The following is a 24,490-nucleotide window of genomic DNA, read 5'->3' on the forward strand; positions in this document are numbered from 1 at the left end:
ATGATTTTTTGTCGTTTTTGCGGAACCAAAGAAATTCAGTTTCGTAAAAGCGGCAAGTTCGGGTGTATCCACTGCGCCCAAATTTTTAATTATCCCAAACCAAATCGCAGAACAAAAATTCCTGAAAGCATAATCCAAACTTTAGAATCCTTCGTAAAAACGAATGCAAAGTCTTTAAGACTTTTGTCATTACGAACTCGGATCACAAGAAATCTAAGATCGAGTTTGTTTCCTTTTTATGATCCATTCATCGAAAAATCCAAACAATTGTTAGTTGAAATTGGACTAGGTTCTCAATTGTATTCGGATGCAGACTTACCTTCTTTGGATTCTACTGAGAAGCCGGAACCTAGGATGGGCTTTTATTTAGGTTCGGAAGACCATGTACGGTGGGAAGAAATCTCACTTCAGGCATTTGCGAATCGAAATCAAAATTTAACCCAAAAAAAACAGAGAATTGGTCTTTTTCGATTTTTGTTCCAAAAATCTCACTGGGCAGAGTTTCCCGAGATTGGATTTGTTTCTTCTTGTCCTACCAATTTAGGGACTGGAAGGAGGGATTCGATACTCTTGGAATTAGATCCAGAGGTCAGTTTGCAGTTTTTTTCAATTTTACAAACATTACCTGAATTTGGTATAGAATTTGCTCCATCCACCGATCATAGAATGAGGAACTTCGGAAAAGACCGTGTTCTTGTCGTAAAAATCTCGTGGAAGAACGTTTTGGCAGTTCAAAAACGTCAGTTTTACAAAATTCTTGGTTTACTAGGCTCCTATTAAACCGGTACGGTCATGATGGGAACAAGGACGTTCGTCTAATTAATAAAGGCAGGGTGCGGCATGTTGGAATTCACAAAAAGAGCAAAAAGAGTCATCAACGAAATCGCCCAAGATGAGGCGAAACGTTTGGGTTCCGATTTTATCGGTCCTGAACACATTCTACTTGGGCTTCTCCGGGAGGAGGACTCTGTCGCGATTAAGATTCTTACGAATCTAAACATCAATTTGAACGAACTCCGTAAAGAAGTCGAAAAGAGAACTCGTGAGGGTTCCGGTGCCTTGTTACTTGATGTAAGCCAAGGACAAGACAAATACCAAAAAATGATCGAAGTTTCTAAAGAGGAAGCAAAACGCCTCAAACATAACTATGTAGGAACGGAACACATTCTTTTGGCACTACTTCGCGATAACAATAATATCGCCGGTGGATCGTTATCATCTTTCAGCGTAAATTATAACGTCATCAAATCAGAGATTTTACGTCTTCTCGGAGCACCACCTTCAGGTGCAGTGGGAGGCGGGGCAACTGGAACACAATCGGGTCCACAAGGCCAAACGCAAACAGCGGCTCCGAGACAAGAAAAAAGCAAAACTCCGATTTTAGATGAGTTTGCACGGGATTTAACACAACTAGCGCGTGAGAAAAAATTGGATCCAGTGATTGGTCGTTCGAAAGAAATCGAACGGGTCATCCAAATCCTTTCTCGTAAAACAAAAAATAACCCCGTTCTCGTGGGAGAATCAGGTGTGGGAAAAACCGCCATTGTGGAAGGCCTTGCCCAAGCAGTGATTGAAAAATTGGTTCCTGATCTTCTTTTCGACAAACGAGTGTTATCTTTGGATCTAGCAAGCCTAATTGCTGGTACTAAATATCGTGGTGAGTTTGAAGAACGATTGAAAAAAATCATGAAAGAAATCGTCACCTCCCAAAACATCATCATCTTTATTGATGAGTTGCACACTCTCATTGGAGCCGGTGCCGCAGAGGGAGCCGTGGATGCAGCAAACATCTTAAAACCAGCTCTCGCAAGGGGTGAGTTGCAATGTATTGGTGCCACAACCAATAACGAATACCGCAAATACATCGAAAAAGATTCTGCTTTGGAAAGAAGATTCCAAATGGTGAAGGTTCTTGAACCTTCTGTGGATGATGCAGTTTTGATCTTAGATGGTTTGAAAAAAGCGTATGAAGCTCACCATAAGGTGCGTTATACGGAAAAAGCGATCGAACAAGCGGTAAAATTATCTCACCGTTATATCAACGATCGTTTTTTACCGGACAAAGCCATTGATATCATTGATGAGGCTGGAGCAAAGGCTCGTCTTGCCAATTGCCAACGTCCTAACGAAATCAAAGAGATCGAAGAAGAAATCAAAGGTCTTTCTGTTAAAAAAGAAGATTTGGTTCGTAGCCAAGAGTATGAAAAAGCGGCTGCCGTTCGGGATGAAGTGAATCGTAAAAAAGGCCTTCTGGATGAAAAAACCAAACAGTGGCAAGAACGAATGGAAGGCTATGCTGTTTCGATTGAAGAAGAAGACATCCTATCCGTTGTTAGCCTCTGGACAGGAATTCCTTTGAAAAAAATGGAAGAGTCCGAAAATACAAAACTTCTCAATCTAGAAGAAGACATCAAAACTCGCATTGTGGGTCAAACTGACGCTATCGAAAAAGTGGCTCGTGCCGTCCGCCGTTCACGCACTGGACTCAAAAGTGAAAAACGACCTACAGGATCGTTTATTTTCCTTGGTCCAACAGGTGTCGGAAAAACGGAACTTGCAAAAGCACTCGCAGAACAACTCTTTGGTTCGGAAGACAATATGCTCCGTATTGATATGTCCGAATACATGGAACCTCATGCGGTTTCAAGACTTATCGGGGCTCCTCCAGGTTACGTCGGATATGATGATGGTGGCCAACTCACAGAATTTGTAAGAAGAAAACCATATAGTTTGGTTTTACTTGATGAAATCGAAAAAGCTCACCATGATCTTTTTAATATCCTACTTCAAATTATGGAAGAAGGGAATTTAACAGATACGAAAGGTCGTAAGGTAAACTTCCGAGATACCATTATTATTATGACATCGAACATCGCTGCGAAAGAAATATCCAAAGGTGGTCGATTGGGTTTTGAGGATTTTGCAGACGAAAGAGAAACTTACAAAGCAGAACAGGCTCGGGAACAATTGAAAAAACATTTCAATCCAGAGTTCCTCAACCGTGTGGATGAAGTTGTTTACTTTGCACCTCTCAAAAAAGAAGAGATTGTAAACATTGTAGACATCATGTTGAAAGACTTTAACAAACGTTTGACTGAAAAAAAAGTGCTCGTGGATCTTTCTTTTGCCGCCAAAGAACATTTTGCTACCATTGGATACGACCAAAACTATGGAGCTCGTCCACTGCGACGTGTGTTCCAAAGAGAATTGGAAGACTATATGGCGGTGCAGTCTTTGAAGGGTGTCTACGACAACCCAACTAAGATCCTCGTAGATTTGGTCGAGGGAAAACTCGTTTATACAGAGACTCCTTGGACTGAATACAAGGAAGCTCCGAAAAAAGACGGTGGTTCTTCTACCAGTGCTGAGGAAAAAGATTTGGCTCTCGTTTAGAGAGCCTTTCGGAAAGGCGAACGGAAATGGCTATCCTCATTCCCCTCGTCTTTCTGTTTTCTTATTTTTTCATTCGCAAAGTATGGTTCCAACTCCGGAAAATCCGCACTGTTGGAACCATCGAGCGGATTGAATTGGGTTACATTCGACCCAATCTTATCCTCCCTGAAGTCAAAGTTTTTTATAAGTATTACTTTCAGTCGGGCCTTTATTTTGGTTCGGGTTACCTGAACTTGTCCGATTTTCTCACCAATCAGGAATTTCATGTCCATCTAGGACCAGGTGAAAATCCCATTTTGTATACAGAAGATTCAGAGATCATCACGGAAGAACATATCGAACATTACTTGCTTTCCAAGGGGGGCAGCGTTTTCCTATACCTGGACCCCATCGAACCCTACCATTCTAGGATTGATTCGGTCAATTTGAACTCCATTACAGTTCCCTCGGATCTTTTATGAAACATTTTATTCACGCTTTTGCTGTTACTTGTCTTCTCGTAACTTCCCTTTACTCTCAAGAAAAAGAACAAGTTGGTTCGGCCTATTTTCAAGCTGTTGATGAATATAAGGTAAAAAATTACAACAAGTCAATTGAACTTGTAAAAAGCCTACTTACAGATGGTAAGTCTTCCTATGAATTCTATGCTTTACTTGCATATAACTATGATAAGCTGAATGATTTTGAGAATTCCTATAAAAATATTTTGGAAGCAAGAAAACGTAAACCCGATGATGAAGATCTTTTACAAGGTAGCCTTGCCATTTTAACTCGTCATAAAAAATGGAAACCTGCCATTGAACTGGCAGAAAAAACCATTCCTCTATACCCACAAAATCCAGAAGTTCGCTATTTTTATGCTTTAGCACTTTCTGAAAAAGGGGCTTCCAAAACAGCTCTTTCTCAAATTGAAAAAGCAAAAGCCGGTAGCCCTAGTGACTTTCGGATGTTGGAGTTAGAAGGCAAAATTTATTATAACTTAAAAAATTATGACAAAGCAGATGTTAGTTTACGCTGGGCATCTTCTTTGAACCAAAACTCCGCAGAAATTTGGAATAACTTAGCCCTTGTCCAAGAGTCCTTATACAAATCGAATAAAAAGTTGGGTAAAAAATCCCAAGCAAACACTTATTTGACGGAAGCTAAGGACTGTATCCAAAAAGCTTCTGATTTGAATGGGGAAAGTATTACCATTAAAGAAAATTCTAAACGGATTGCTGCCTTCACATCCCTGTGAAAATTAAGTTTCATACACTCGGTTGTCGGTTGAATTTTTTTGAGACCGATGGTATGTATTCTGTTCTGAGAGACAGAGGTTTTTCTCTTGCCCAAGCGGAAGAAGAGGCTCAGTATATTGTTGTCAACACTTGCACGGTTACCAATAAAGCTGACGTAAAGAACAGAAATATCATTCGTAATGCCATTCGGACAAATCCTGGAGCCAAAGTTTATGTAACTGGCTGTTATGCGGAAACAGATAAAGAAATTTTACAAAACATTCCTGGTGTTTTTGGCGTTTTTGGAAATACAGAAAAAAGTGCACTTCCCTATAAGATATTAGAAGATTGGGAAGGAAAAGAAACTCATCCCCATAAGATACTCGATCGTTTTTCTTATTCGGATGTACTTCCCGAAGGTCATACCCGCGCTTATCTAAAAATCCAAGACGGATGCAACAGGAAATGTTCTTATTGCAAAATTCCTGCAGCAAGGGGTCTTGGGGTCAGTAGGAACTACAATGACGTTTTAGACCAAGTTAGATACCTTCAGGACAATGGAGTTGGTGAAATTCAATTAACGGGTGTTAACCTTGGTTGGTACAGGTTAGAAAATGGGGAAAAGGGCTTTTTAAATCTTTTGGAAGGTATTCTAAAGATTTTAGAATACTCTCGAATTCGTCTGTCTTCCATTGAACCACCCGATGTGGGCCCGGGCCTACTTGATCTTATGAAACATCCCAGGTTTTGTAAATTTCTGCATATACCCATTCAAAGTGGCAGCCGTAAGGTTTTAAAAGATATGCGAAGGACTTACCATCCAGATGCCTTTCGCACAAGGATCGAACTGGCAAAAGAAAAACTTCCCAACTTGTTCCTCGGAACCGATGTAATTGTTGGATTTCCTTCTGAAACAGAATTAGAGTTCCAAGAAACAAAACAATTATTAGTGGAACTTGGGTTTGCAAAACTACATGTGTTTCCGTATTCGGTTCGTAAAGGAACAACGGCCGAAAGTTTTGGTGACCCGATTCCGGGTGATGAAAAAAAACGCAGGGTGCTTGATTTGATGTCACTGAGTTCTACGCTTCATAACAAGTATGCAGAGTCAGTGATTGGAAAATCTTATGAAGCCATTCTTGAAAGTGATGGAAGGTTTGTGACTGACAATTATCTGAAAGGCAGATTGGCTGATTCTTTCCGATTTGATACCTTACAAACAGGTCAATTTGTAGATGTTAGGTGCTTGGATTACAAACCCGCCAAAGATAGAGAAGGTGAGTTTGTTTTTGGATTGACTCTTTAGTTTTCCTTAGAAAAAGAATTCCCAAAAACACTTGATTCATTACGATTAGGTCATCATGGATCGTAAAAAGCTATATATTATTGGTTTTATTGTTGTAATGGTTCTAATCATTACGTCCTTTTGGTTCCTCAGGAATTCCCAATCCAACCGAATGAGAGTCGATAGAGGATCGTTAGTAGAAGCCGTTTATGCTTTAGGAACGGTAAAACCTGTAGATAGTTTCAGTTTAAAATTTGGAATTGCCGCTTCTGTCCGTGAGATCTTTGTAGAAGAGGGGCAAACGGTCACTAAAGGCCAAGCACTTCTTATTAATGATTCAGGAATTACCTTTCGTTCTCCTTTCAATGGAACCTTAACCAAGTTAAATGTAGCCAAAAATGAAACGGCTATGCCCGGGCTCCCGCTTTTGGAAATCCAAAATTTAAAAGAAGTTTATATCTCTGTATCTCTTGATCAAGAATCCGCTTTACGAGTCAAACCAGGGCAACAAGCCCAACTTAGTTTTGAATCCATTCGAGGGAATGTGTATAAAGGAAAGGTGGAAAGAATCTATCCATCCAATGGACAGTTTTTAGTTCGAATTGAGCCACAGGAACTGCCACAAGGGATTCTACCTGATATGACAACAGACGTTGCCATTGAAGTTTCTTCTAAAGAAAATGTCATCTTGGTTCCGTTAGTTGCAGTAGACCGTGGAAAATTAACTCGGTTTCGTAATGGGAAACGTGATAAAATTGAAATTCGTATCGGAGCCATCAATTCAGAATATGGAGAACTCATCCAAGGAGATTTGAAAGAAGGCGATGAAGTATTGGTAAAAAACTAATATGTTATTTCTTGCCATTAGACAGATTCTTTCTAGGCCCCAACAATCCATCCTTACACTCATTGGAATTATACTTGGGACCGCTGGTTATATTGTCTTTTCAGGAATTATGCTCGGGTTTCAGGCTGTCATTACGGACCAATTGGTGAACTCCGATGGGCAAATCAAAATCTCTCCTAAAGATGAACTCATTACGGAACGAACTTTCGAAGATGTTTTTTTTCAAGGCAAAACAGTTCGTTGGTTGTCTCCACCTTCTGGAAGGACAGACAATTCTCGATTAACGAATGTTCTTGGGTGGATGGACAAACTTTCCAACGATCATAGAGTTCTTTCCTTTGCCCCGCAGCTAACCAAGGAAGTTATTTTTGTAAATGGAAAAGCAACGGCACCAGCAAGGTTTGTGGGTGTTGATCCCAATATCCAACCTAAGGTTACTAATTTAAGCGATTATATTGTAGAGGGAAAAATTTCAGATTTATCCAGAGGAACTTCTCTTGCCATTATGGGGGAGGGTGTACTCAATAAACTTGGTGCAAAAATTGGTGATACCATCTCTGTATACATCCCAGGAACTGATTTAATTCCTTTGAAAGTGGTTGGTATTTTGAGTACGGGCAACCGCCTTGTCGATGAAGTCACCGTATATTCTTCGTTATCCACCGTTCAAAGTATAACAAAATCAAGTGGCGAAATCTCGCAAATCATTGTTAAAATTAAAGACATTCGAGCCGCTGCGCAAATTGCAGAGGATTGGCGTTACTTTAGCAAAGATAAGGTGGAAAGTTGGGATGAAGTGAATGCAAGTATTCTCCAAGTTTTTAGAACTCAGGATATTGTGCGTAACTCAACAACATTTACAATTATTCTCGTAGTTGCTTTCGGTATTTATAATATTCTGAATATGGTTGTGAACCAAAAGAAAAAGGAAGTAGCCATCCTTCGTTCGATTGGGTTTGATGAAAAAGACACAATCCAACTATTTATATTCCAAGGATTGTTTTTAGGAACCTTGGGAGCTGTGATTGGGATTTTTGTCGGGGTCCTCGGATGTTATTATATCGATGGAATTCCGATTGGGGATCCCAAACAAAATTCAAAAGCATTAATGAAAACCATGATGATTTCTTGGGATTGGGTAATTTATGTAAAAGGTTTTTCCATTGCCGTTCTCAGTGCATCGATCGCCAGTTATATTCCTGCACGGATGGCAAGTCGTCTTTCTCCTGTAGATATCATTCGAGGGGCAACCTAAATGTTAGGAATCGAGGCCAATCATATTTTTAAATCCTTTGGTGAACCACCGCAAGATGTAATCAAGGATGTTTCTTTGGAGATTGCCGTAGGCGATTTTGTTGCCCTTACAGGTAAGTCAGGATCTGGTAAATCTACCTTATTGTACATTGTTAGTGGTTTAGACAATCCTACTAGTGGTGATGTTAAGTTGAATGGACATTCGCTCATAGGGATGGGAAGTGCAGAGATCCATCGTTTGAGAAATTTATCCATTGGTTTTGTTTTCCAGTTTCATTACTTACTTCCTGAACTTACTGGCCTCGAAAACATTACTATGCCTGCCAGAAAAACCGGCTCTCAAAAAGCGATTGAGGATTATGCTCTCCATCTTATGGAAAGTTTTTCAGTTTTGCATTGTAAAGATAAGTTTCCAAGCCAGATGTCCGGTGGAGAAGGGCAAAGGGTCGCCATTGCAAGGGCTCTCGTTCAAAAACCAAAATTTCTTTTTGCGGATGAACCGACTGGTAACTTAGATACAGCTAACGGTGACAAGGTGATGGAGATATTCAAACGAATCAATCAAGTGGATGGAACAACCATTCTGTTTGTTACGCATGACCCTGATTATGCGGGCCTTGCGAGCCGCCGGGTTCATATGATCGATGGTAAAATTGCAGAAATTTCTTAAAAATTCTGTTATATTAGCTTAAATTCGATTCTATAGCAGATTTTTTCCAAAAAAATTAATGAATTCGAACGTTCCTCACCGACCTTGGTAGAAGATATGTTTGAACACTTTGAAACTGACGCCATCCGCATCCAAACCAAACGAACCGGGGAAAAGGAACATTCTACCCCTCTTTTTTTAACATCCAGTTTTGTTTTTGATGATGCGGAACATGCGAGGGCACTTTTTGCAGAAGAAGTCACCGGTAACCAATACACAAGGTTTTCCAATCCGAATACCACCGAACTCATCGATAAACTTTGTTCTTTGGAACATACAGAGGATGGAATAACAACAGCATCTGGAATGTCGGCAGTTTTTACATCTGTGTTTGGCCTTATCAAATCGGGAGACCATATTGTATCAGCAAGGGCCATTTTTGGGTCCACTCATCAGATTTTTGCAAACATTCTTCCTCGTTTTGGAGTGACCACAACTTATGTTGATATCAACAAACAAGAGTTATGGGAAGCTGCTTTCCAAGAAAATACAAAGATAGTCTATATTGAAACCCCCTCCAATCCAGGTCTTGATATTGTAGACTTAGCATGGGTATCAGCACTCTGTAAAAAGAAAAATGCGATCCTCATTGTGGATAATTGTTTTTGTTCACCTTATATCCAAAGGCCCGCTGACTTTGGGGCTGATGTCGTTATCCACTCGGCAACCAAATACTTGGATGGCCAAGGACGGGTCATTGCTGGGGTCATTTTAGGAAAAAAAGAATTTATCCAGCCCATTCGTTATATGGCTCGTAATACGGGACCATCACTTTCCCCTATGAATGCGTGGATTATTTCTAAAAGTTTAGAAACACTTGCTGTGCGGATGGATAGACATTCTGAGAATGCAATGAAGTTAGCTGAGTTTTTAGAACAATCACCAGATGTGGAACTGGTTCGTTATCCTTTTTTACCGAAGGATCCCGGTTATGCGATCGCTAAAAAACAAATGAAACTGGGTGGTGGTATTGTCTCTTTTGTAATTAAAGGTGGAGTGGATAGAGCAAGAAAATTTTTAGATTCATTAAAGTGGTTTTCGCTTACTGCCAATTTAGGGGATACAAGAACCACTGTAACTCATCCCACTTCAACAACACATTCTAAGTTATCGGAAGCCGAAAGACTTGCAGTGGGAATTTTACCTGGGCTCATTCGTGTATCGGTTGGTTTAGAGCATATTGATGACATCATTGCGGAAGTGAAACAGGCACTTTCAAACTCAAAGTAAAGAGCATATAACGAGAGTTCTTTTTTTCAGAAAGGGACTCTTGCAATAACTTTTTCGTTGGTATAGAAAGTTTGTCTCCTTTCTCTCTTAATTGTTCTTCAAAACTTCGTATATACTGTTCATCTGGATCTACTTCAAGCTCCCAAAGAAATTTTTGAATTTTATTTTCTTTTGGTTCGAAATCAAAACGAACAAAATGTGATTTCTGCGGTTGGATCCGCGTATCTAGATACTCTTCTGTCAGATTCGTATTTACGATTCTTCCAATGACTGATTCTTCGAGGAGGATGGGAGTGGGTTTTTCCTTTAATACAACATAAAAACGTAAGTAGATTTTGGGAACTATGTAAGTGGGAAACGCATGGCCAACACCAATGGACTTGAGTTCTGCTTTTATATGGTAGATACCCTTGTTTTCTGTAATGGTCCATGTTGGTAATAACGAATTTTGGACAAAAGTTTTATCGTGGATTCCTTTCCAGGAATGTTCCCTATCTGGCATATGACAATTTTGGCATTGGATCCCATGTTTTGCAAAAGGGCTTTTCTTCCATTCGGAATAAACTTCCATTAGTCTTTTTCCCGCGAGTTTGACTCCGGTCTCTTTGCTTTCATGACAAGACTTACAAAATTCGGAGGCTTCAAATTCCTGTTTCACAACATAGCCGTTATGCGGAAGTTTGTTTGACTGATATTCATGGACCAGATTCGTTCTTGGTGGCGGACCAAATCGAATTTGATTTCGAATATGACAAGAAGCACAAATGATGGATGGATTCGATATCCCTTCAGGGAAATTGTGAGCTTTTGAATTTAAAATCTCCTTTGTTTTGTAGGTGTCAGATAGTTCTGATTTAGTTTCTGCTAAAGGTGAGTGGCATTGGAAACAGGACCTATACTCTTCAGAAGATAAAATTTCCTTCTGCCATAAAAAACCTTTGTTTGCTGACTTTGCATGAAAACTTTTTTCCCAATTTTGGTACTGATTTTTATGGCATGATCCGCATGCATTCGGATCCAAATTTTTTTCTAGGTTAGAAAAATTTCCTGGGGGTAACCCTTGTTCTGCGATGGGGTGTTTCCAATGAGAGTCTAAAAAGTTTGAATCCAAACAACTTACGAACATGATCATAAAGAGAAAGATGCTCGTAAGTTGAATAGTTGGGAAAACCATACAATGGTTGATCGTATCTAAGAGATTATCCCCCGCAAGCATTTCCTCCACCGCCGGAAGGCGCACCGCCACCACCACCTGACCCAGAAGAAGCTGTTCCTCTTAAGAAAGATTTGTCTTCGGTTCTTAGTTTGTTGGAATTTTTGATAAACTGTCTAGAGACATCCAATTGGTAATTGGGAACATTTGCGTCAGCATTGGGAGTATTACTTTCTGACAGTGTTGCAATATCTGTTCGCCAGTAGGATGCAGGTTGTGAGATGGCACTGGGACTAGATCCGGAAGAAGGGGATCTAAGTCCCAGTGCACCGAATTGTTTCCAGCCACCTTCATATAATCTAGTTGGTTTTCCTAGGATTTGATGTAAAACAAACCAAATGAGAGATCCTTTCGTTGCATCCTCTCCATAAATATAAATCTGTTTATTTGTGGGGTATCCTGTATTACTCAAATAGGTTTGTAATTGGCTAAACGATTTAAACTGGAAAGTGGTTCCATCATATAAATCTGACGGAACTAAATTTGCAGATGATTTGATCCTTCCTTCATAAGTGACAACACAAGTATTCGATACAAATGTAGAATTAGTTTTAGTAGTGCAGTTGGCATACTTGGAACCAGAGGCAGTTGAATTTATTGTTCCCGTATACGATGCATTAGGCCTTCCATCAATTATATAAAAACCTTCTGCAGGGATTGGATCTACTTCCTCTAAATTAGTATTTCCATTTTTTATTGCATGGATCAAATCTCCAATTGTGAGTTGTAATACAGTATGATCACGGAAAAGGTTCTTTATGTTTCCAACACGATTACTATTTGCATAAGTGTAGGAAGGTGTGGTAAAAAGACTACTTGCTGCTGTCAAATCTGCAATCGATCCATTTAACACGGCTAACCTTTCTTTTGGAAAACCCCAGTATAACAAAGAGTAGTATGCAAATGTTGCTGATGATAGGTTAGCAAGGGAAGCTGTATCTCCTGCAAATACTATATAATCGATTGCTGGATCAATACCATAGATAGAGAAAAAGTCCGAAATTTTTTTACCTTTGGGAACAACTCCATCGATGGCTAACACGCCATCATCTCTTACATCTGCGAGAAGTTCCGGTAGGTTTGGAACGGGATATGCAAATGTTTGTTTACCGTCAAAAAAAACAAAACGTCCACTTCCTCCAGATGTTTGGACTTGGAAAACTATCAAATTTCCTGGGACTCCTGCAGGTCGATTGTTATTCCAGTTTGATAAATAATGAGATAACTTAGCCGCAGTGATAAGTCCACTTTCATTTAAGTTATAATCAGCATTTGATAAAGTTGCTAACTCTGCAGGTGAGTAAACACGGAATAAAAAGGGAGTTAAATCAAATTTTAAACTTTGCGGAAGGAATAAATATTCCGGTAAACCTTTACAGCCAATCATCTGAGCGAATATAAAAGTAAGGATTGTTAAGTATTTAAGTTTCATGATTATACCTCAAAGATTGTACGGAAGTGTTACAGCAAACCCCACGGTTTTTAGCCTTGCGGTGTTATATCCTGCAATTGTTTCTGAATAGAAGAGTGTGTAAAAGTTTCCGAAACTATCCGAATAACTTAAGCCCACTTCTGCGTTATGAAAACTTTCTTTTCTTCCCCATGCCGGCCGATCATTTTGTACATAAACATCATAAGGGTTGATTCCATAAAGTGATGGCTGCGGGTAACGAACTATATTTAAAGGTGGTTCTTGCCTTGGATCGGCATAAGCATACCCACCTTGGCCTACTTGGCCACGAAGACCTACAGTCAAAAATAACGACTCAAAGAAACGTTTGTAAATTGCGGAGTAATAAAGAATATCATCTGGAACTGGATTTTCCCTTTTTCGATAGGAAAATTCACCTAAGGATCCAAGACCCCATACACCAAAATCTTTTGCTAAGTAAAGATTGACCTCACCTCCGCTTGCACCATCACCTAGGGACTGAGGGTTACGATCGTAATCTCCGCGTTTGATTCCTCCGACACGTAGGGAAATTGTTGGCATCCATCGGTATTTAGAATCAAACTCGTCTAGAATTTTATAACGAAGTCCAAATCTTGTATCCATAAATCCATATTTATCGGGAACGTCTGGTGTTTGTTGTAAACCCAAATACCGATTGAATACTCTGTGGCGACCTAACTTTCCGAATCCTATTGTTAAGTCTGCTGTAAGTCGGTCTGTGATTCCGTATTCCAATGCTAAGTTGGCAACCGACAAACGTACGTTATCGTCATACTTTGCCTTCTGACCAGCAAGGAAGGCACTATCGTATTCCGAGTGTATGAATACAGGGCGAACCCAAAGTTGTCTTTCATAAGGGGCCCATGCTTGTTGTGCATAAATACTGGGAGTTATAAAAATAGAAAAAAAAGAAATATATTTTATAAAGTTAAAGAAAGATCTCATAGTTTATTCCTTCTTTTTTTCCGGAAATTTCACATTAAATCTTACTTGAACAAAATATTCGAGAGCTTGTAATTGTTCTTCCGTTAGTTTCCCAGAAAAATCGGGAAGGTTAACTCTTCTTTTTTCTGTATTTGGTAAACTTCCTTGTAAGTATTCCAATCGTTCTTCTTGTTCTTGTGGATTAACTTTTGTTTGGCTATCTAAGGTTATATCTTGGTTGTATACTGCTTTTCCTAAATGGTATTTTTCACGGTCTTGGCCTTGTGGAATATTGGCAATTCCTCCGCCCCCAATTCCACCAGATGCATTTATACCTGTAATCAGCAGTAGATTCATAATCAAAATTTTTATAAAGTTCTTCATGTAACTTTCCCTGTTAATACGGATTTTTATTTATAGATTTTGAGAGGAATGTAGAACCATTCCTCTCTCGTTTAGCTTTAGCGTTTGTATGCTTTATCATCTTCGATGATTTTTCTTGAAGTTGTTGCTGAAATATTCAAGTTTGTCGGTAAGGTTGTATCAACATCACCAGCAACATTATAAGTAATCACTTCGGAAAGTTCCGGTAAGTCTGTTCGAAAAGGCGAGTCTGCTGGCAATTTAGGAGCTGGTCCTGCACCTGTTAAACTTCCCCATTCGATCCAACTTCCATCATAATATGTAGATGGGTATCCTAGGATCGCAATGTATGAGAATCCAGTCACCTGAGATCTGTTATTTGTTCTGCAAAGTTGGATAGCAGTTTGGCCTGATTGGTAACCTCGGGCATCGAAGTATGCCTTTAGGTCTGCTTTTGATTTGAATCTATGTTCCGTATCCAAAAGACCAGTCCATGGAACATCTTTTGCACCTTTGATTCTACCTTCAAATCCAACATATTTACCTGCTGTTTCCGATTGAGTACTTCGGATGGTTCCGTTGTATTCTGCGGCACTTGCGGAAGACCTTGCATCTGAGACAAAAACACTGGAAGTAAGACCAACAATTGTAACATTATTAGGTGCCTTTACTGCTTTGATTACATCTTCTAATGGAAGCATTAGAATTGTATTATCCACTCGTAAACTTTTTACACTATAGCGATTGTTATAGCCTGGAGGTGTACTTGTTGTAGAGCCGAAAGGGACAAAGTTTCCTTCGGTATCAATAAGTCTAGGGAGTGTCCCGTTTAAGAAGGCAAGATTTTTATGATCAAATCCCCAATAACGAAAGGAATAAAAAGCTCTTAAAGTACCTTGTACATGGTTTGCGGCATCTGCAGTAGAAACTAAAACCACTAGATCATTGGCAGGATCAATTCCATATTGGTTTAAGACTTTGTCGATATGAGCGCCGTCCGCAATGATCGAAATTGTATCTGCAAGTCCATTGTTTCGTTTCTGACTAAATCCATCACCCCCATCCAGTGCATTCGCACCACTTGCAAAGTTGAAGGAATAGACTACGACATCGTTTCCATTTCCGCCGATATATTCTTTTCCAACTTGTGTACCGGTGCCGCCTGTTCCTCTTGGATTGACTCCGTTTTGTAAGATCACTAATTTGCCATTGATCCCAGCCGGTTTCGTTCCTGACCAATTGTTTACCCATTTTCCCAAAGTAGATGGAGTGACGAGTCCGTATTCGTTTAGGTTGTAATTTTCATTCGATTCTTTTGCTAACTCAGCGGCAGTATTGACTTTAATTCCTGAAGAAAGTGCAAGTGCTGCGAGAAGTAAGTTTTCAATATCCTTATTCTTCTTAGCTCCACCGCAGGCTCCGATGAACCCCGCGGTAATTAGAGCAATCAATTTGTAAAATAGATTGGTTTTCATTTTTTAATCCTTAGATTGTATTCCTGTTTCTTCTCTGTAGGGGTTGCACCAGAGGCAAAAACATGGTATGGACAATCTTAAAAAGGATTAAAAATCAAAGAACATAAAATCTCATATAATGAATATATATTCCTATATAACGTACAGTATATTCTCGTGATGTGTATCCTTTTAGCAGGTTACGTTGGGGATGGGCCTACCGTGCTTTTTTGGAAGCAATCCATAGGAATCTGGATTCTTCTGAGGATTCATTTTCTACGAATTCCATTTCCGCTATAGGAAAAAAAGCACTATCTGCTGGTCCCAAAACAAGCTCTTTCGTTTTTAATTTGATTCTGGTTTTTCCGGTTACTTGGTAGATTTTGATATCAAATGCTGATGGTAAATGATTGAACTGTGAAACTTTACCAGTTGCCAGTTTCCATTCCACGATACTCAATCGGTCTCTTTCCTCTTGGTAAAAAATGCGAGATTCTGCTGTATTTTTGGGAGAAATCCAGCGTTTCCCTTCATTTGCTCCAATGAAACGAGGGGATTGAGCAAACAAATCGGGAATCATTTCGCCAATTGGAATACGTAGTGATTTTGATAACTTCCACAAAATTCCAATACTGGGAGTAGTTTTTCCAGACTCTATGAGCCCGAGCATGCCTCGGCTAACAGTGGATAACTGTGAAAGTTTTTCCATTGATAATCCGAGTTCTAGCCTTCTTCGTTTTAAGGTCTCACCGAGGACAACCGTCAAAACTTCGTCGACATTTCTTTCGTTTTCTGTTGTGGCCGAAAAACTTTCAATTTCTGTTCCCATACCCAATACTTCCCTTTGGGGCTATGTTTGATATATTGGATATCTTGTAAAGTAAAATGAATATTTGCCTGAAATGCCATAGCAGACAGATTAGGGACGTAGTCGCTTCTAGAAGGAGGATAAAGTCCGGTATTTCATAGAAATAAGTAAATTGGAAACCCAAACGGGCTTTGGTTAAGTAGGATAACTGCGGTATAGAAATCAAAATCCAAGGAGTTAGGCTCTCTGATTTTTGTGTCACCAAAAGTGGAAGTAGGATTAAAAAGTACCAAGGATTATAAACTGGTAACAAAGTTAGAAATAGGTAACCGTATAGAAAGTACAAATCTAATTTTGCTGTTACGGATATAAATTTTCGCAGACGATTTTTTTTCTCCAGGGAAATGAATACAAAGACACTAATTGTGATTAAGTGTAATAAAAAAGGGAATGTCTTTAAGTCGATAATTCCAAATGTTTTCCAGAATGGTTCATAGAATTGGTTGAACTTAAAATTGTCGCCAAACTTCAATAAATTTAGAAATCCAAAATCTATTGTAGTTGGAAAAAAAATATAGTAGATGAAGTAGAATATAAAAAATCCGGCACTTAAAGCTGTGATACATAAGATCCAATGGAGCCAATCACTTTTCCATCTTTTATAATTCAGTGTTGTGATTAGTGACAACAAATAAGGAAGAGTTAAGATTTTAATGTGGATCACTAGACCTAAAATAAAACTAGAAAGGATTATTTTTTTGTCTCGGGCCAATCTAAAAAAAATCCAAAGTAGCGAGAGAATTAAAACTTCAAAGTGAAAATTAATATATATTTCTTTAATAAAAATTGGAAATATCCAATACAACAAACGAGATTTATTAAAATTCCCCTTAGAGAAAAAGATAAAACTAGATGTCTCAAAAACTAGATAAGCAATTTTTAAAAAAAACCCCGAAAAACCTAAAGAAAATAAGGCAAAAAAGAATAAAACAAAGGGACTGTAAATAGTTGTCCAATCTGGATGATTGATCTGCGATAAAATTTCAATTTCTGATTCATTTAAATTAGGTTTTTGAAAGTAATTAAGGGGAGCCATTTGGTAAGGTGACTCACCACTTCGAATTAAATTTCCTTCCCATAAGTATCTCGACCAATCGTCTTCCCAAAGAGGAGGTAAAAAGATACATAGAATTCGCAGTCCCAATCCTATGATGAAAATTTGATTTCTATATTTTTTAAAAAAATGTTTTTGGAGTGTTACCATCCAAAGAAAGAGAATGGTAACCAAAGAAAGTAGGGAAAATAAAATCCATTGCAACAATGTCGTACAACAAATTATTTATTGAAGTTTAGATGATTACACCTTTCACAAATTTCTTCTGGAATTACTCCCAGTTTCATAAGTAAAGCAAAGGCAAAACAACCAGCACACCAACCTAAAAAAGATTCTAAAGAGGCAAAGAAAACTAAAGTGGCTAGTGTGATTTGGTAAGCCAATGGGAAGCCGAGTATGAAAAATACAATGGCACCAGTGCAAAATAGAAACCCAATAAGCTGCGCAAACCGTTTTGGTGGTCCTGCGGTTCCGACAAAAGAAATCCCAAGCCATGGAACAAGGTAGCGGGAAGTAAAAAAGGCAAAGGGTTCAAACTTGGGCCCGTAACTGAGTCTCAACGCAAATCCGAAAAGAAGTAGTCCCAGCACATAAGGATTGGGAAATAAGATAGCGATGACTCCAAGGAATACGACAGTCGAGGCGACAATCCTCGTGACATTTTCATTGACCACATCCGGATAATAACCTATTTTCATATTGGCCTCCATTTGCTTCCAAAATACGGAGAGGGTTCGGTTAGGCAAGAAAAATTCGTTTTCTTGGATGAAATGTTTATTTTATTGACGGAAATTCGTCTTAAAAGAGAAAGAATGTAGAAATTGGGAGGGTATCTTCGTGAAAGTACTACGTGGTTATGGGATTTATCTATTTTCTATTTCTCTGTTATGGGCATTTTGGCTCCAATTGAGTGCGGGCCCCCCAGGCCCCTCCTTACCCAAAAAAGAAACTCCCTGGTTTTTGTCTGCAGAATCGGCTCTACAGGTTTCTAAATATACGATCGTTGACACCCGATCTTTCGTCCATCGTTTGAAAAACAAAGTTCCTGGTTCAAAAACAATTTCTTGGGAAGATCTGTCGCGAACGGATGCACCTCACAAGGGAGAACTACTTGAATTAAAGTTGGTTCGTAAAAAAATAAATGAGTTGGGAATCAAACAGAATGAAAATATTTTTGTGTTAGGTGATGGGAACTCGGGTTGGGGGGAAGAGGGGCGCATTGTTTGGAGTTTACGTGAAGCCGGGTTCCACGAGTCTTATTGGGTGGATGGTGGTTATTCTGCTTATGAAAAAGAGATTCAAAGGAAACCAAATGCAAAGGTGAAGGAAAACAAAGTAACCAGTTTAGCCATTCCTGAGAATAAAACAAACCAATCATCTGCAGTACAAAAAGAAGAGATCCTGAAAGGATTATCATCAAAACAATTCCAAATCCTTGATACAAGGGAACCTAGGGAATTTTCTGGAGCAACTCCTTACGGAGAAACCAGGGGTGGACATATACCTGGAGCTAAATCTTTATTCTACCAAGAATTATTCGATGCAAAAGGTAATATCAAATCCAAAGCTGAGGTAGAACTTTACTTAAAACAGCTAGGTATCCAAAAAGAGAAACCAATTGTTGCCTATTGCACGGGAGGGGTTCGCTCTGCTTTTGTCGTTGGAATTCTTCGCACTTATGGATATAATGCTTATAATTATGCCGGGTCTATGTGGGAATGGTCTAACGATCCGAAACTTCCGTTGGAAACTGGAAATTGAAACGAAACATTTACATTTCATTTTTTTTATTCTTAGTTTTAGGTATTAGCTTTTATCTCTATCGTAATCAACGAGAAATTGCCATCGAACAGGTGTTTCCTGGTAAAATTTGGGCAAAACCAATAGAAAATCTCCCCAATTTAAAAGGTGTTGGTGCACCCACGGCAAAAAACTGTGGAAGTTGCCATACAGAAATTTATGAGGAATGGAAACGTTCCACTCATGCCAATGCTCTTTCTGATATCCAATTCCAATCAGAATTAGCAAAACCGAGTTCGCCAAAATGGATTTGTTTGAATTGTCATATTCCTATTCAAAATCAAAGAGAAACCATTATCACTGGCCTTAAAAATGGAGACTACTTTAGACCAGTTGAAATTCCCAATCCAAGTTTTAATGCAGAAATGAAAGCAGAAGGGGTCACATGTGCCACCTGTCATGTTCGTGTGGATTCGGAATCTAAGGAAAGTTATGTGATCGGAGCTTTAGGTGGAACATCCCCTCCTCATCCAGTAAAAATTGATCGCAAACAACTACAAGAGCGTTGTTATGATTGTCATAACGAAACTTACACTTTAAACGAATCGCTTGTTTGTTCTTTTCAGACAGGTACAGAATTGTTTTCTACTAAATCAAATGAATCTTGTTCTTCTTGCCACCAACCGGAAGTTCGTCGGTCACTGGTAAAAAAATCCTTACACAAACCAATACGAACTTCACACAAACATGGATTTATTGGTGGCGGTGTTCCAAAAACTTTCGAATTATATCCTGACCAAATCCGATTGGGTTATAAACCGGGAATTGTTCTCTCTGAAATAAAGTTAGAGAAAAATAGTATTGAAGTTCAAATTACAAATGTGAATGCCAATCATCATGTTACAACCGGGGATCCTGAACGTTTTTATCGATTACTCCTTGTTGGGTTAGACCAAGAAGGAAATTCCATTTTCAATGCAGAAACTAAGATCGGGCAAGAATGGACTTGGTCTCCTGTCGCAAAAAAAGTTGGTGATACGAGAATCCCTTTTGGAAAAAAATTTGTTTGGCAACTCAAACGATCTGACTTGCCAATTGTATCTTATAAATTTCAAGCAATTCACGTTCGGTTAAAAAATATAACCTCGGATTATATGATACAAGCCTCAGGATACGTTTCTTCCCCTTATAAGGAAAAACTAGAAAAAATGAAAGATTTATACCCACATAGTTCACTGGTCATTGAGTCATTGTATCATATAAAAACAAAATCGAGGAAGGACACTCCTCTTGAAGAATTATTCAAAAGGAATCAACTCAGAAAAGGTGAATAATGTTTTTTGTATCATTCCGGCGAGAGACGAGGAAGAGGGCATAGAACGTGCATTAACTGGTCTTCTTTCTGGTTCTGGATTATCCAAATCCAATTTCATAGTTGTGAACAACGCATCTAAAGACCAAACGTCGGACATTGTGAAACAAATGGGATTTTTTTCAATGAATTGCCATCAAATTGGATATGGGAGCGCCTGTTTGGTGGCACTTGATTGGATCAAACAGGCGAATCTTCAGCCAGATTATATTCTATTTTGCGACGCCGATGGTTCGGACGATCCTTCCGATATTCAAAAATTAATTCGAGTCATCCAAGAGACTGGTGCGGATTTAGTGATTGGGTCAAGGACTATTGGTGTAGTGGAAAAAGGGGCTTTGTCGCCGATTCAAATTTTCGGAAATGCGTTAACTTGCTTTTTAATACTAATTTTTTTCCGACGTAAGTTTTCGGACATGGGGCCACTTCGGATTATCAAGTATTCTTCTATTTTACAATTGCAGATGGAGGATCCCACTTGGGGTTGGAATATTGAAATGCATGTAAAGGCTTTACAATTTGGATTTGATATTCGGGAAATTTCTGTTAACTATAGGAAACGGTTTGCAGGCGTCTCAAAAATATCGGGAACTCTTTCTATGTCCTTACGTGTTGGTATCAAAATTTTATACACTTTTTTTCGGTTACTCCTCTTTCGTGTCCACCGCTAACAAATCAATAAAAATTATATTGGGTGTGTTATACCCAATACTCTTATTTGTTTCGACTCATTTTGGTGATAGAAACGATTTAAGTATCATACTTGTTGTCGCTACTGTTTTGCCGTTGTACTTTTATTTTTTGGCTGATTTTGGATCTTTGTTTGGAAAACACTTTTATCTGTTTTTACTCTACTCAGCTTTATTGCGTATAACAGTCGTTGGATCTCCTGCTGTATGGAGTGATGATATCTATCGTTATTTATTTGATGCCAGAATTTTTTTAGAAGGGATTTCTCCTTATCGATATACTCCCCAGGAGTTTATAGGGTTTATCAAAGGTGATCACTTGGGATTGGAGCCTCTTCTATCAAAGATGAATAGTCCGAATTATTATTCCGTTTATCCCTTGTTACTACAGTGTTTTTTTTTGTTGGGGACTCTTTTGGGTTCAATTTTGGGGAGTAGTTTTCTTGGAGTTCAAATTTTACTTGTAGCTGTTGACTGTTTGAATTTATATTTAATTCGGAAATTGTATCCGCAGACGACAATGGAATCCTATTGGCTTTATTTTGGAAACCCGATTGTGATTTTTGAAGGTATCTCACAAATGCACCCAGAGATTCTTTTGGTAACAGGATTCTTATTGTTGTTTGGTGCAAGGTCAGTAGGTTCTCGTATCCTTTTTTTCTTTTTATTGACTCAATTGAAATTAAATACCTTCCTTTTTGTTTTGGGTTTTAGATGGGATCGTAAGTTGTGGGTTAGGTTGGCTGCCATCTCTGGTTTTTCTTTCATTGTATGGAAGGTGACAGTTTTTTCTGATTTGGTGTCACAAGGTAGCGCAGGGATTGGGCTTTTTTTTCATTCATTTCGATTTGCAGGAATTCTCGAACCTTTTTTCTATCTTCTTTTATACCCATTCCGAGGAGAGTATCTTTCTGGGATATTTTCCTTTATCATACTTTGTTGCCTTTATATACTCTGTTTTAAAAAGGATATCCTTTTTAGTTTTACCCTTCAGAGCAAATTTCTTTTTATTTATTCTTTGTTTCTTTTGTTTTCTCCTGTGATCCATCCTTGGTATTGGATTCCTTGGATCCTGTTTTTGGTTGGAAAAGAGAAAATGGGAAGACTGGTGGCATTCGTTTCTTTTTTAGCTTTTTTATCTTATGGATTGTATGTTTCTATTGATTTTGTGTACATCCACTGGGTTATCTCAATTTTGGTTTTAGGTTATTATGGAAAAAAACAAATTAATTATTTTTGCAAAACAACCCAAAATGGGGAAGATTAAAACTCGCCTTGCTGCTAGTATCGGGGAGGAAAAAACATTAAAGATTTACTTGGAGTTACTTGCGATCACAAAGTCTGTTACTTCTACACTTGAAGTAGATAGGATTGTTTTTTGGGATCACCTAACGGATGATCCGTCCCAAGAATTTGAGTTTGGATACCAAAATAGAATTCAGGAAATCGGAGACCTCGGGTTCAAAATGGAAGCCGCATTCCAAATGGAATTTCAATCGGGTGCAAAAAAAATCATCATCATAGGAACAGACTGTCCCTTTTTGACAAAAGAAATTTTACAAAATGCCTTTGTTATTTTGGATCATTCTGACTTTGTATTGGGACCAGCTTTAGATGGTGGGTATTACCTTTTGGGAATGAAAGAATTCTCTTCTTTCGTTTTTCATTCGATTCCCTGGAGCACAGAGCAAGTACTGCCACTAACAATCGATTTTATACAAAACAACAACAAAACAGTAACTCTTTTGGAATCGTTATGTGATATTGATGATATCGATGATTTGAAATTTTGGAAAGGTCAAATTTAAGGGATTAACTGGATTCGGATTTCAACTCGCCTGTTGAGTGCTTGGTGTTCTTTTGTTTTGTTCAGTAATTTAGAGTTCCCGTAGAAGAGCCGCCTAATTTGATTTGGTTCTACAAAGTGAATCAAAAAAAAACGTTCTACCTCCAAAGACCTTTTTTCGCTCATTCTCATATCTTCCGTTGCCGTTTTCCCTTCGTTCGCATGGGCTTGGATGTAAACTTCGTAATTTCTGTTTTGGTTCAGAAAATCTGCTGCGGTTTGTAATTGGACCAAATCTGATTTTGATATTTTGGATGACTGTTTTGAAAAGTATAAAGTAAAGGATTTGTCATCAGAGGCATTTTCTGTTTTTTTGTATGGATTTTCGAAAACCACACCTTCTTGTGCTACCAACCCTTGTGTAAATAAACAATATTGAACGGTGTAAGTTAACAAAAGCAAACGGAGGCCTTTGTTTGAATTGAGGTAGAGCATAGTCTAATCATCGGATAGTTTGAAAAGTTTCAATATGATAGATTTTAAAATTATGATTGAAATATGTCCCTTCCAATTATTTTTCAAGTGTAAGGTGTTTAAATGAAACTAAAAGATTTGGCTGAACAATTAGGTGCAAGTTTCACCGGAAATGGTGATTTGGAGATCAATGGAATCAAAGATTTGGAGCATTATACTCCCGTTGATCCAAATAGCATATATTATGTGGCTTCCAAAAAATATTTAACTAAACACAAAAAAGCATCCGATGTGAAAGTCGCACTCACCATTGAATCGTTAGCTTCCCAGTTCCAGAACGCAATTATCATCCCAGAAGAAGGCTCTAAAGTAAAGTTCATTCAAGTTGTATCTCTTTTTGAAAGAAAACCAAAATACACTGCTTCTATTTCCGAAAAAGCGAGTATCCATCCCACCGCCAAACTTGGTAAAGATGTTACCATTATGGATTTTGTCGTGGTCCAAGAAAATGTTGTCATTGGAGATCGCGTTGTAATTTATCCTAATGTTGTTTTAGAATCCAATGTGGAAATTGGAGAAGAAACTGTTTTGAAATCAGGAGTTGTCGTTTATTACAATTGTAAGTTGGGAAAAAGAAATTTGATCCATTCAAATACAGTCATTGGTGCTGATGGTTTCGGATTCTATGACTATGCAGGCGTACGTTATAAGGTTCCACAAATTGGAAACGTAATCATAGGTGACGAAGTAGAAATGGGAGCGCACTGTACGGTGGACCGTGCGGCCCTCGAATCTACAACGATTGGAAATTTTACAAAATTTGATGACCATGTACATGTGGGGCATAACTGTCGTGTTGGAAATTATGTTTATATAGCAGGGGCCACCGTTCTTGCCGGTTCTGTTACAATCGAAGATGGATGTTTTCTCGCAGGACAATCTGCTGTCGCAGAACACCTAACAATGAAAAAAGGGTCTATTCTTCTGGGGCTTTCGGGACTCACTGAAGATTCGAAAGAAAAAACAGTTTATTTTGGAATTCCGGCAAGGCCTGCATTGGAAATGCATAGAATCCACAGTTCGCTTCCGATGTTACCAGAAATATCGAAGGATTTTTTAAGACGAAAGAAGGGGGAGTCTTGAGATTTTTGAAATTCTTTTGTGA

24 protein-coding genes are annotated in these 24,490 nt (G+C 38.6%); 15 read left to right on the forward strand and 9 right to left on the reverse strand.

Going from position 1 to position 24,490, the window contains the following annotated elements:
* From LEP1GSC199_RS05100 to LEP1GSC199_RS05140, 9 genes are all read left to right on the forward strand, one after another.
* Complete coding sequence (locus tag LEP1GSC199_RS05100) at positions 1 to 780, forward strand: ATP--guanido phosphotransferase (protein WP_002978214.1); 780 nt, start codon at positions 1 to 3, stop codon at positions 778 to 780.
* Positions 781 to 840: 60 nt separating this feature from the next.
* Positions 841 to 3,393, forward strand: coding sequence for an ATP-dependent Clp protease ATP-binding subunit (locus LEP1GSC199_RS05105; protein ID WP_002978259.1), 2,553 nt, complete (start codon positions 841 to 843; stop codon positions 3,391 to 3,393).
* Positions 3,394 to 3,419: 26 nt separating this feature from the next.
* A complete protein-coding gene (locus tag LEP1GSC199_RS05110) occupies positions 3,420 to 3,854 on the forward strand; it encodes a hypothetical protein (RefSeq protein ID WP_002978155.1) in 435 nt (144 codons plus the stop codon).
* Positions 3,851 to 4,630 carry a tetratricopeptide repeat protein gene (locus tag LEP1GSC199_RS05115; protein ID WP_002978244.1) on the forward strand — a complete coding sequence of 260 codons (780 nt, stop codon included), beginning with the start codon at positions 3,851 to 3,853 and terminating at the stop codon, positions 4,628 to 4,630. The genes LEP1GSC199_RS05110 and LEP1GSC199_RS05115 overlap by 4 nt, the downstream gene beginning before the upstream one ends.
* Positions 4,627 to 5,916 carry a tRNA (N(6)-L-threonylcarbamoyladenosine(37)-C(2))-methylthiotransferase MtaB gene (gene mtaB, locus LEP1GSC199_RS05120; RefSeq protein WP_002978184.1) on the forward strand — a complete coding sequence of 430 codons (1,290 nt, stop codon included), beginning with the start codon at positions 4,627 to 4,629 and terminating at the stop codon, positions 5,914 to 5,916. Before LEP1GSC199_RS05115 ends, mtaB begins: the two co-directional genes overlap by 4 nt.
* A 55-nt stretch (positions 5,917 to 5,971) precedes the next feature.
* Positions 5,972 to 6,742 carry an efflux RND transporter periplasmic adaptor subunit gene (locus LEP1GSC199_RS05125; protein ID WP_002978373.1) on the forward strand — a complete coding sequence of 257 codons (771 nt, stop codon included), beginning with the start codon at positions 5,972 to 5,974 and terminating at the stop codon, positions 6,740 to 6,742.
* A gap of 1 nt (position 6,743) precedes the next feature.
* Complete coding sequence (locus tag LEP1GSC199_RS05130) at positions 6,744 to 7,997, forward strand: ABC transporter permease (RefSeq protein WP_002978112.1); 1,254 nt, start codon at positions 6,744 to 6,746, stop codon at positions 7,995 to 7,997.
* Complete coding sequence (locus LEP1GSC199_RS05135) at positions 7,998 to 8,666, forward strand: ABC transporter ATP-binding protein (RefSeq protein WP_002978270.1); 669 nt, start codon at positions 7,998 to 8,000, stop codon at positions 8,664 to 8,666.
* 96 nt (positions 8,667 to 8,762) lie between these two features.
* Complete coding sequence (locus LEP1GSC199_RS05140) at positions 8,763 to 9,935, forward strand: trans-sulfuration enzyme family protein (protein WP_002978217.1); 1,173 nt, start codon at positions 8,763 to 8,765, stop codon at positions 9,933 to 9,935.
* Here the strand turns inward: LEP1GSC199_RS05140 and LEP1GSC199_RS05145 are convergent.
* The 8 genes from LEP1GSC199_RS05145 to LEP1GSC199_RS05180 all read right to left on the reverse strand — a co-directional run bounded on the left by LEP1GSC199_RS05145 (position 9,895) and on the right by LEP1GSC199_RS05180 (position 17,962).
* Complete coding sequence (locus LEP1GSC199_RS05145) at positions 9,895 to 11,067, reverse strand: ammonia-forming cytochrome c nitrite reductase subunit c552 (RefSeq protein WP_002978478.1); 1,173 nt, start codon at positions 11,065 to 11,067, stop codon at positions 9,895 to 9,897. The genes LEP1GSC199_RS05140 and LEP1GSC199_RS05145 overlap by 41 nt on opposite strands.
* 67 nt (positions 11,068 to 11,134) lie before the next feature.
* The gene (locus tag LEP1GSC199_RS05150) at positions 11,135 to 12,580 is read right to left on the reverse strand and encodes a rhodanese-like domain-containing protein (RefSeq protein ID WP_002978461.1); all 1,446 of its coding nucleotides are present in this window, start codon (positions 12,578 to 12,580) and stop codon (positions 11,135 to 11,137) included.
* Positions 12,581 to 12,589: 9 nt separating this feature from the next.
* Positions 12,590 to 13,546, reverse strand: coding sequence for a hypothetical protein (locus tag LEP1GSC199_RS05155; protein WP_002978473.1), 957 nt, complete (start codon positions 13,544 to 13,546; stop codon positions 12,590 to 12,592).
* A gap of 3 nt (positions 13,547 to 13,549) precedes the next feature.
* Positions 13,550 to 13,909, reverse strand: coding sequence for a hypothetical protein (locus tag LEP1GSC199_RS05160; protein WP_002978367.1), 360 nt, complete (start codon positions 13,907 to 13,909; stop codon positions 13,550 to 13,552).
* Positions 13,910 to 13,986: 77 nt separating this feature from the next.
* Complete coding sequence (locus LEP1GSC199_RS05165) at positions 13,987 to 15,363, reverse strand: hypothetical protein (RefSeq protein ID WP_002978238.1); 1,377 nt, start codon at positions 15,361 to 15,363, stop codon at positions 13,987 to 13,989.
* A gap of 196 nt (positions 15,364 to 15,559) precedes the next feature.
* Positions 15,560 to 16,171: a helix-turn-helix domain-containing protein gene (locus tag LEP1GSC199_RS05170; RefSeq protein ID WP_002978412.1), complete on the reverse strand. Its 612-nt coding sequence runs from the start codon at positions 16,169 to 16,171 to the stop codon at positions 15,560 to 15,562.
* Complete coding sequence (locus LEP1GSC199_RS05175) at positions 16,155 to 17,468, reverse strand: hypothetical protein (protein ID WP_002978204.1); 1,314 nt, start codon at positions 17,466 to 17,468, stop codon at positions 16,155 to 16,157. The genes LEP1GSC199_RS05170 and LEP1GSC199_RS05175 overlap by 17 nt, the downstream gene beginning before the upstream one ends.
* A gap of 17 nt (positions 17,469 to 17,485) precedes the next feature.
* Positions 17,486 to 17,962, reverse strand: coding sequence for a DUF4395 domain-containing protein (locus LEP1GSC199_RS05180; protein ID WP_039926162.1), 477 nt, complete (start codon positions 17,960 to 17,962; stop codon positions 17,486 to 17,488).
* A gap of 139 nt (positions 17,963 to 18,101) precedes the next feature.
* Between LEP1GSC199_RS05180 and LEP1GSC199_RS05185 the strand changes: the two genes are divergently transcribed.
* From LEP1GSC199_RS05185 to LEP1GSC199_RS05205, 5 genes are read left to right on the forward strand one after another with little or no spacing between them, the layout of a single operon-like run.
* Positions 18,102 to 19,025, forward strand: a complete 924-nt coding sequence (locus LEP1GSC199_RS05185; RefSeq protein ID WP_002978164.1) for a sulfurtransferase — start codon at positions 18,102 to 18,104, stop codon at positions 19,023 to 19,025.
* Positions 19,022 to 20,338 (forward strand): cytochrome c3 family protein, encoded by a 1,317-nt coding sequence (locus tag LEP1GSC199_RS05190; RefSeq protein ID WP_039926141.1) that lies wholly within the window; start codon positions 19,022 to 19,024, stop codon positions 20,336 to 20,338. The genes LEP1GSC199_RS05185 and LEP1GSC199_RS05190 overlap by 4 nt, the downstream gene beginning before the upstream one ends.
* Complete coding sequence (locus LEP1GSC199_RS05195; RefSeq protein ID WP_232420649.1) at positions 20,295 to 21,047, forward strand: glycosyltransferase family 2 protein; 753 nt, start codon at positions 20,295 to 20,297, stop codon at positions 21,045 to 21,047. The genes LEP1GSC199_RS05190 and LEP1GSC199_RS05195 overlap by 44 nt, the downstream gene beginning before the upstream one ends.
* 25 nt (positions 21,048 to 21,072) lie before the next feature.
* Entirely contained in the window at positions 21,073 to 22,332 is a 1,260-nt protein-coding gene (locus LEP1GSC199_RS05200; RefSeq protein WP_232420651.1) for a hypothetical protein, read from the forward strand.
* Positions 22,319 to 22,873 (forward strand): TIGR04282 family arsenosugar biosynthesis glycosyltransferase, encoded by a 555-nt coding sequence (locus LEP1GSC199_RS05205; RefSeq protein ID WP_332307928.1) that lies wholly within the window; start codon positions 22,319 to 22,321, stop codon positions 22,871 to 22,873. The genes LEP1GSC199_RS05200 and LEP1GSC199_RS05205 overlap by 14 nt, the downstream gene beginning before the upstream one ends.
* On the opposite strand, the gene LEP1GSC199_RS05210 is transcribed toward LEP1GSC199_RS05205, so the two are convergent.
* On the reverse strand, positions 22,870 to 23,346 hold the full coding sequence (locus LEP1GSC199_RS05210) for an OmpA family protein (protein WP_002978323.1): 477 nt from the start codon (positions 23,344 to 23,346) through the stop codon (positions 22,870 to 22,872). The two genes, LEP1GSC199_RS05205 and LEP1GSC199_RS05210, sit on opposite strands and share 4 nt — an antisense overlap.
* 102 nt (positions 23,347 to 23,448) lie before the next feature.
* On the opposite strand from LEP1GSC199_RS05210, the gene lpxD reads away from it, so the two are divergent.
* Positions 23,449 to 24,468: a UDP-3-O-(3-hydroxymyristoyl)glucosamine N-acyltransferase gene (gene lpxD / locus LEP1GSC199_RS05215; protein ID WP_002978150.1), complete on the forward strand. Its 1,020-nt coding sequence runs from the start codon at positions 23,449 to 23,451 to the stop codon at positions 24,466 to 24,468.
* Positions 24,469 to 24,490 lie beyond the last annotated feature (22 nt).

Origin of the sequence: Leptospira vanthielii serovar Holland str. Waz Holland = ATCC 700522 (assembly GCF_000332455.1) — a bacterium.
In the GTDB taxonomy this organism is placed as follows: domain Bacteria; phylum Spirochaetota; class Leptospiria; order Leptospirales; family Leptospiraceae; genus Leptospira_A; species Leptospira_A vanthielii.

What these genes read in the sequence shown, in the direction of transcription:
- LEP1GSC199_RS05100 (WP_002978214.1), top strand. Translation starts at nt 1, where the DNA reads ATGATTTTTTGTCGTTTTTGCGGAACCAAAGAAATTCAGTTTCGTAAA.
- LEP1GSC199_RS05105 (WP_002978259.1), top strand. Translation starts at nt 841, where the DNA reads ATGTTGGAATTCACAAAAAGAGCAAAAAGAGTCATCAACGAAATCGCC.
- LEP1GSC199_RS05110 (WP_002978155.1), top strand. Translation starts at nt 3,420, where the DNA reads ATGGCTATCCTCATTCCCCTCGTCTTTCTGTTTTCTTATTTTTTCATT.
- LEP1GSC199_RS05115 (WP_002978244.1), top strand. Translation starts at nt 3,851, where the DNA reads ATGAAACATTTTATTCACGCTTTTGCTGTTACTTGTCTTCTCGTAACT.
- LEP1GSC199_RS05125 (WP_002978373.1), top strand. Translation starts at nt 5,972, where the DNA reads ATGGATCGTAAAAAGCTATATATTATTGGTTTTATTGTTGTAATGGTT.
- LEP1GSC199_RS05130 (WP_002978112.1), top strand. Translation starts at nt 6,744, where the DNA reads ATGTTATTTCTTGCCATTAGACAGATTCTTTCTAGGCCCCAACAATCC.
- LEP1GSC199_RS05135 (WP_002978270.1), top strand. Translation starts at nt 7,998, where the DNA reads ATGTTAGGAATCGAGGCCAATCATATTTTTAAATCCTTTGGTGAACCA.
- LEP1GSC199_RS05140 (WP_002978217.1), top strand. Translation starts at nt 8,763, where the DNA reads ATGTTTGAACACTTTGAAACTGACGCCATCCGCATCCAAACCAAACGA.
- LEP1GSC199_RS05145 (WP_002978478.1), bottom strand. Translation starts at nt 11,067, where the DNA reads ATGATCATGTTCGTAAGTTGTTTGGATTCAAACTTTTTAGACTCTCAT.
- LEP1GSC199_RS05150 (WP_002978461.1), bottom strand. Translation starts at nt 12,580, where the DNA reads ATGAAACTTAAATACTTAACAATCCTTACTTTTATATTCGCTCAGATG.
- LEP1GSC199_RS05155 (WP_002978473.1), bottom strand. Translation starts at nt 13,546, where the DNA reads ATGAGATCTTTCTTTAACTTTATAAAATATATTTCTTTTTTTTCTATT.
- LEP1GSC199_RS05160 (WP_002978367.1), bottom strand. Translation starts at nt 13,909, where the DNA reads ATGAAGAACTTTATAAAAATTTTGATTATGAATCTACTGCTGATTACA.
- LEP1GSC199_RS05165 (WP_002978238.1), bottom strand. Translation starts at nt 15,363, where the DNA reads ATGAAAACCAATCTATTTTACAAATTGATTGCTCTAATTACCGCGGGG.
- LEP1GSC199_RS05170 (WP_002978412.1), bottom strand. Translation starts at nt 16,171, where the DNA reads ATGGGAACAGAAATTGAAAGTTTTTCGGCCACAACAGAAAACGAAAGA.
- LEP1GSC199_RS05180 (WP_039926162.1), bottom strand. Translation starts at nt 17,962, where the DNA reads ATGAAAATAGGTTATTATCCGGATGTGGTCAATGAAAATGTCACGAGG.
- LEP1GSC199_RS05205 (WP_332307928.1), top strand. Translation starts at nt 22,319, where the DNA reads ATGGGGAAGATTAAAACTCGCCTTGCTGCTAGTATCGGGGAGGAAAAA.
- LEP1GSC199_RS05210 (WP_002978323.1), bottom strand. Translation starts at nt 23,346, where the DNA reads ATGCTCTACCTCAATTCAAACAAAGGCCTCCGTTTGCTTTTGTTAACT.
- lpxD (WP_002978150.1), top strand. Translation starts at nt 23,449, where the DNA reads ATGAAACTAAAAGATTTGGCTGAACAATTAGGTGCAAGTTTCACCGGA.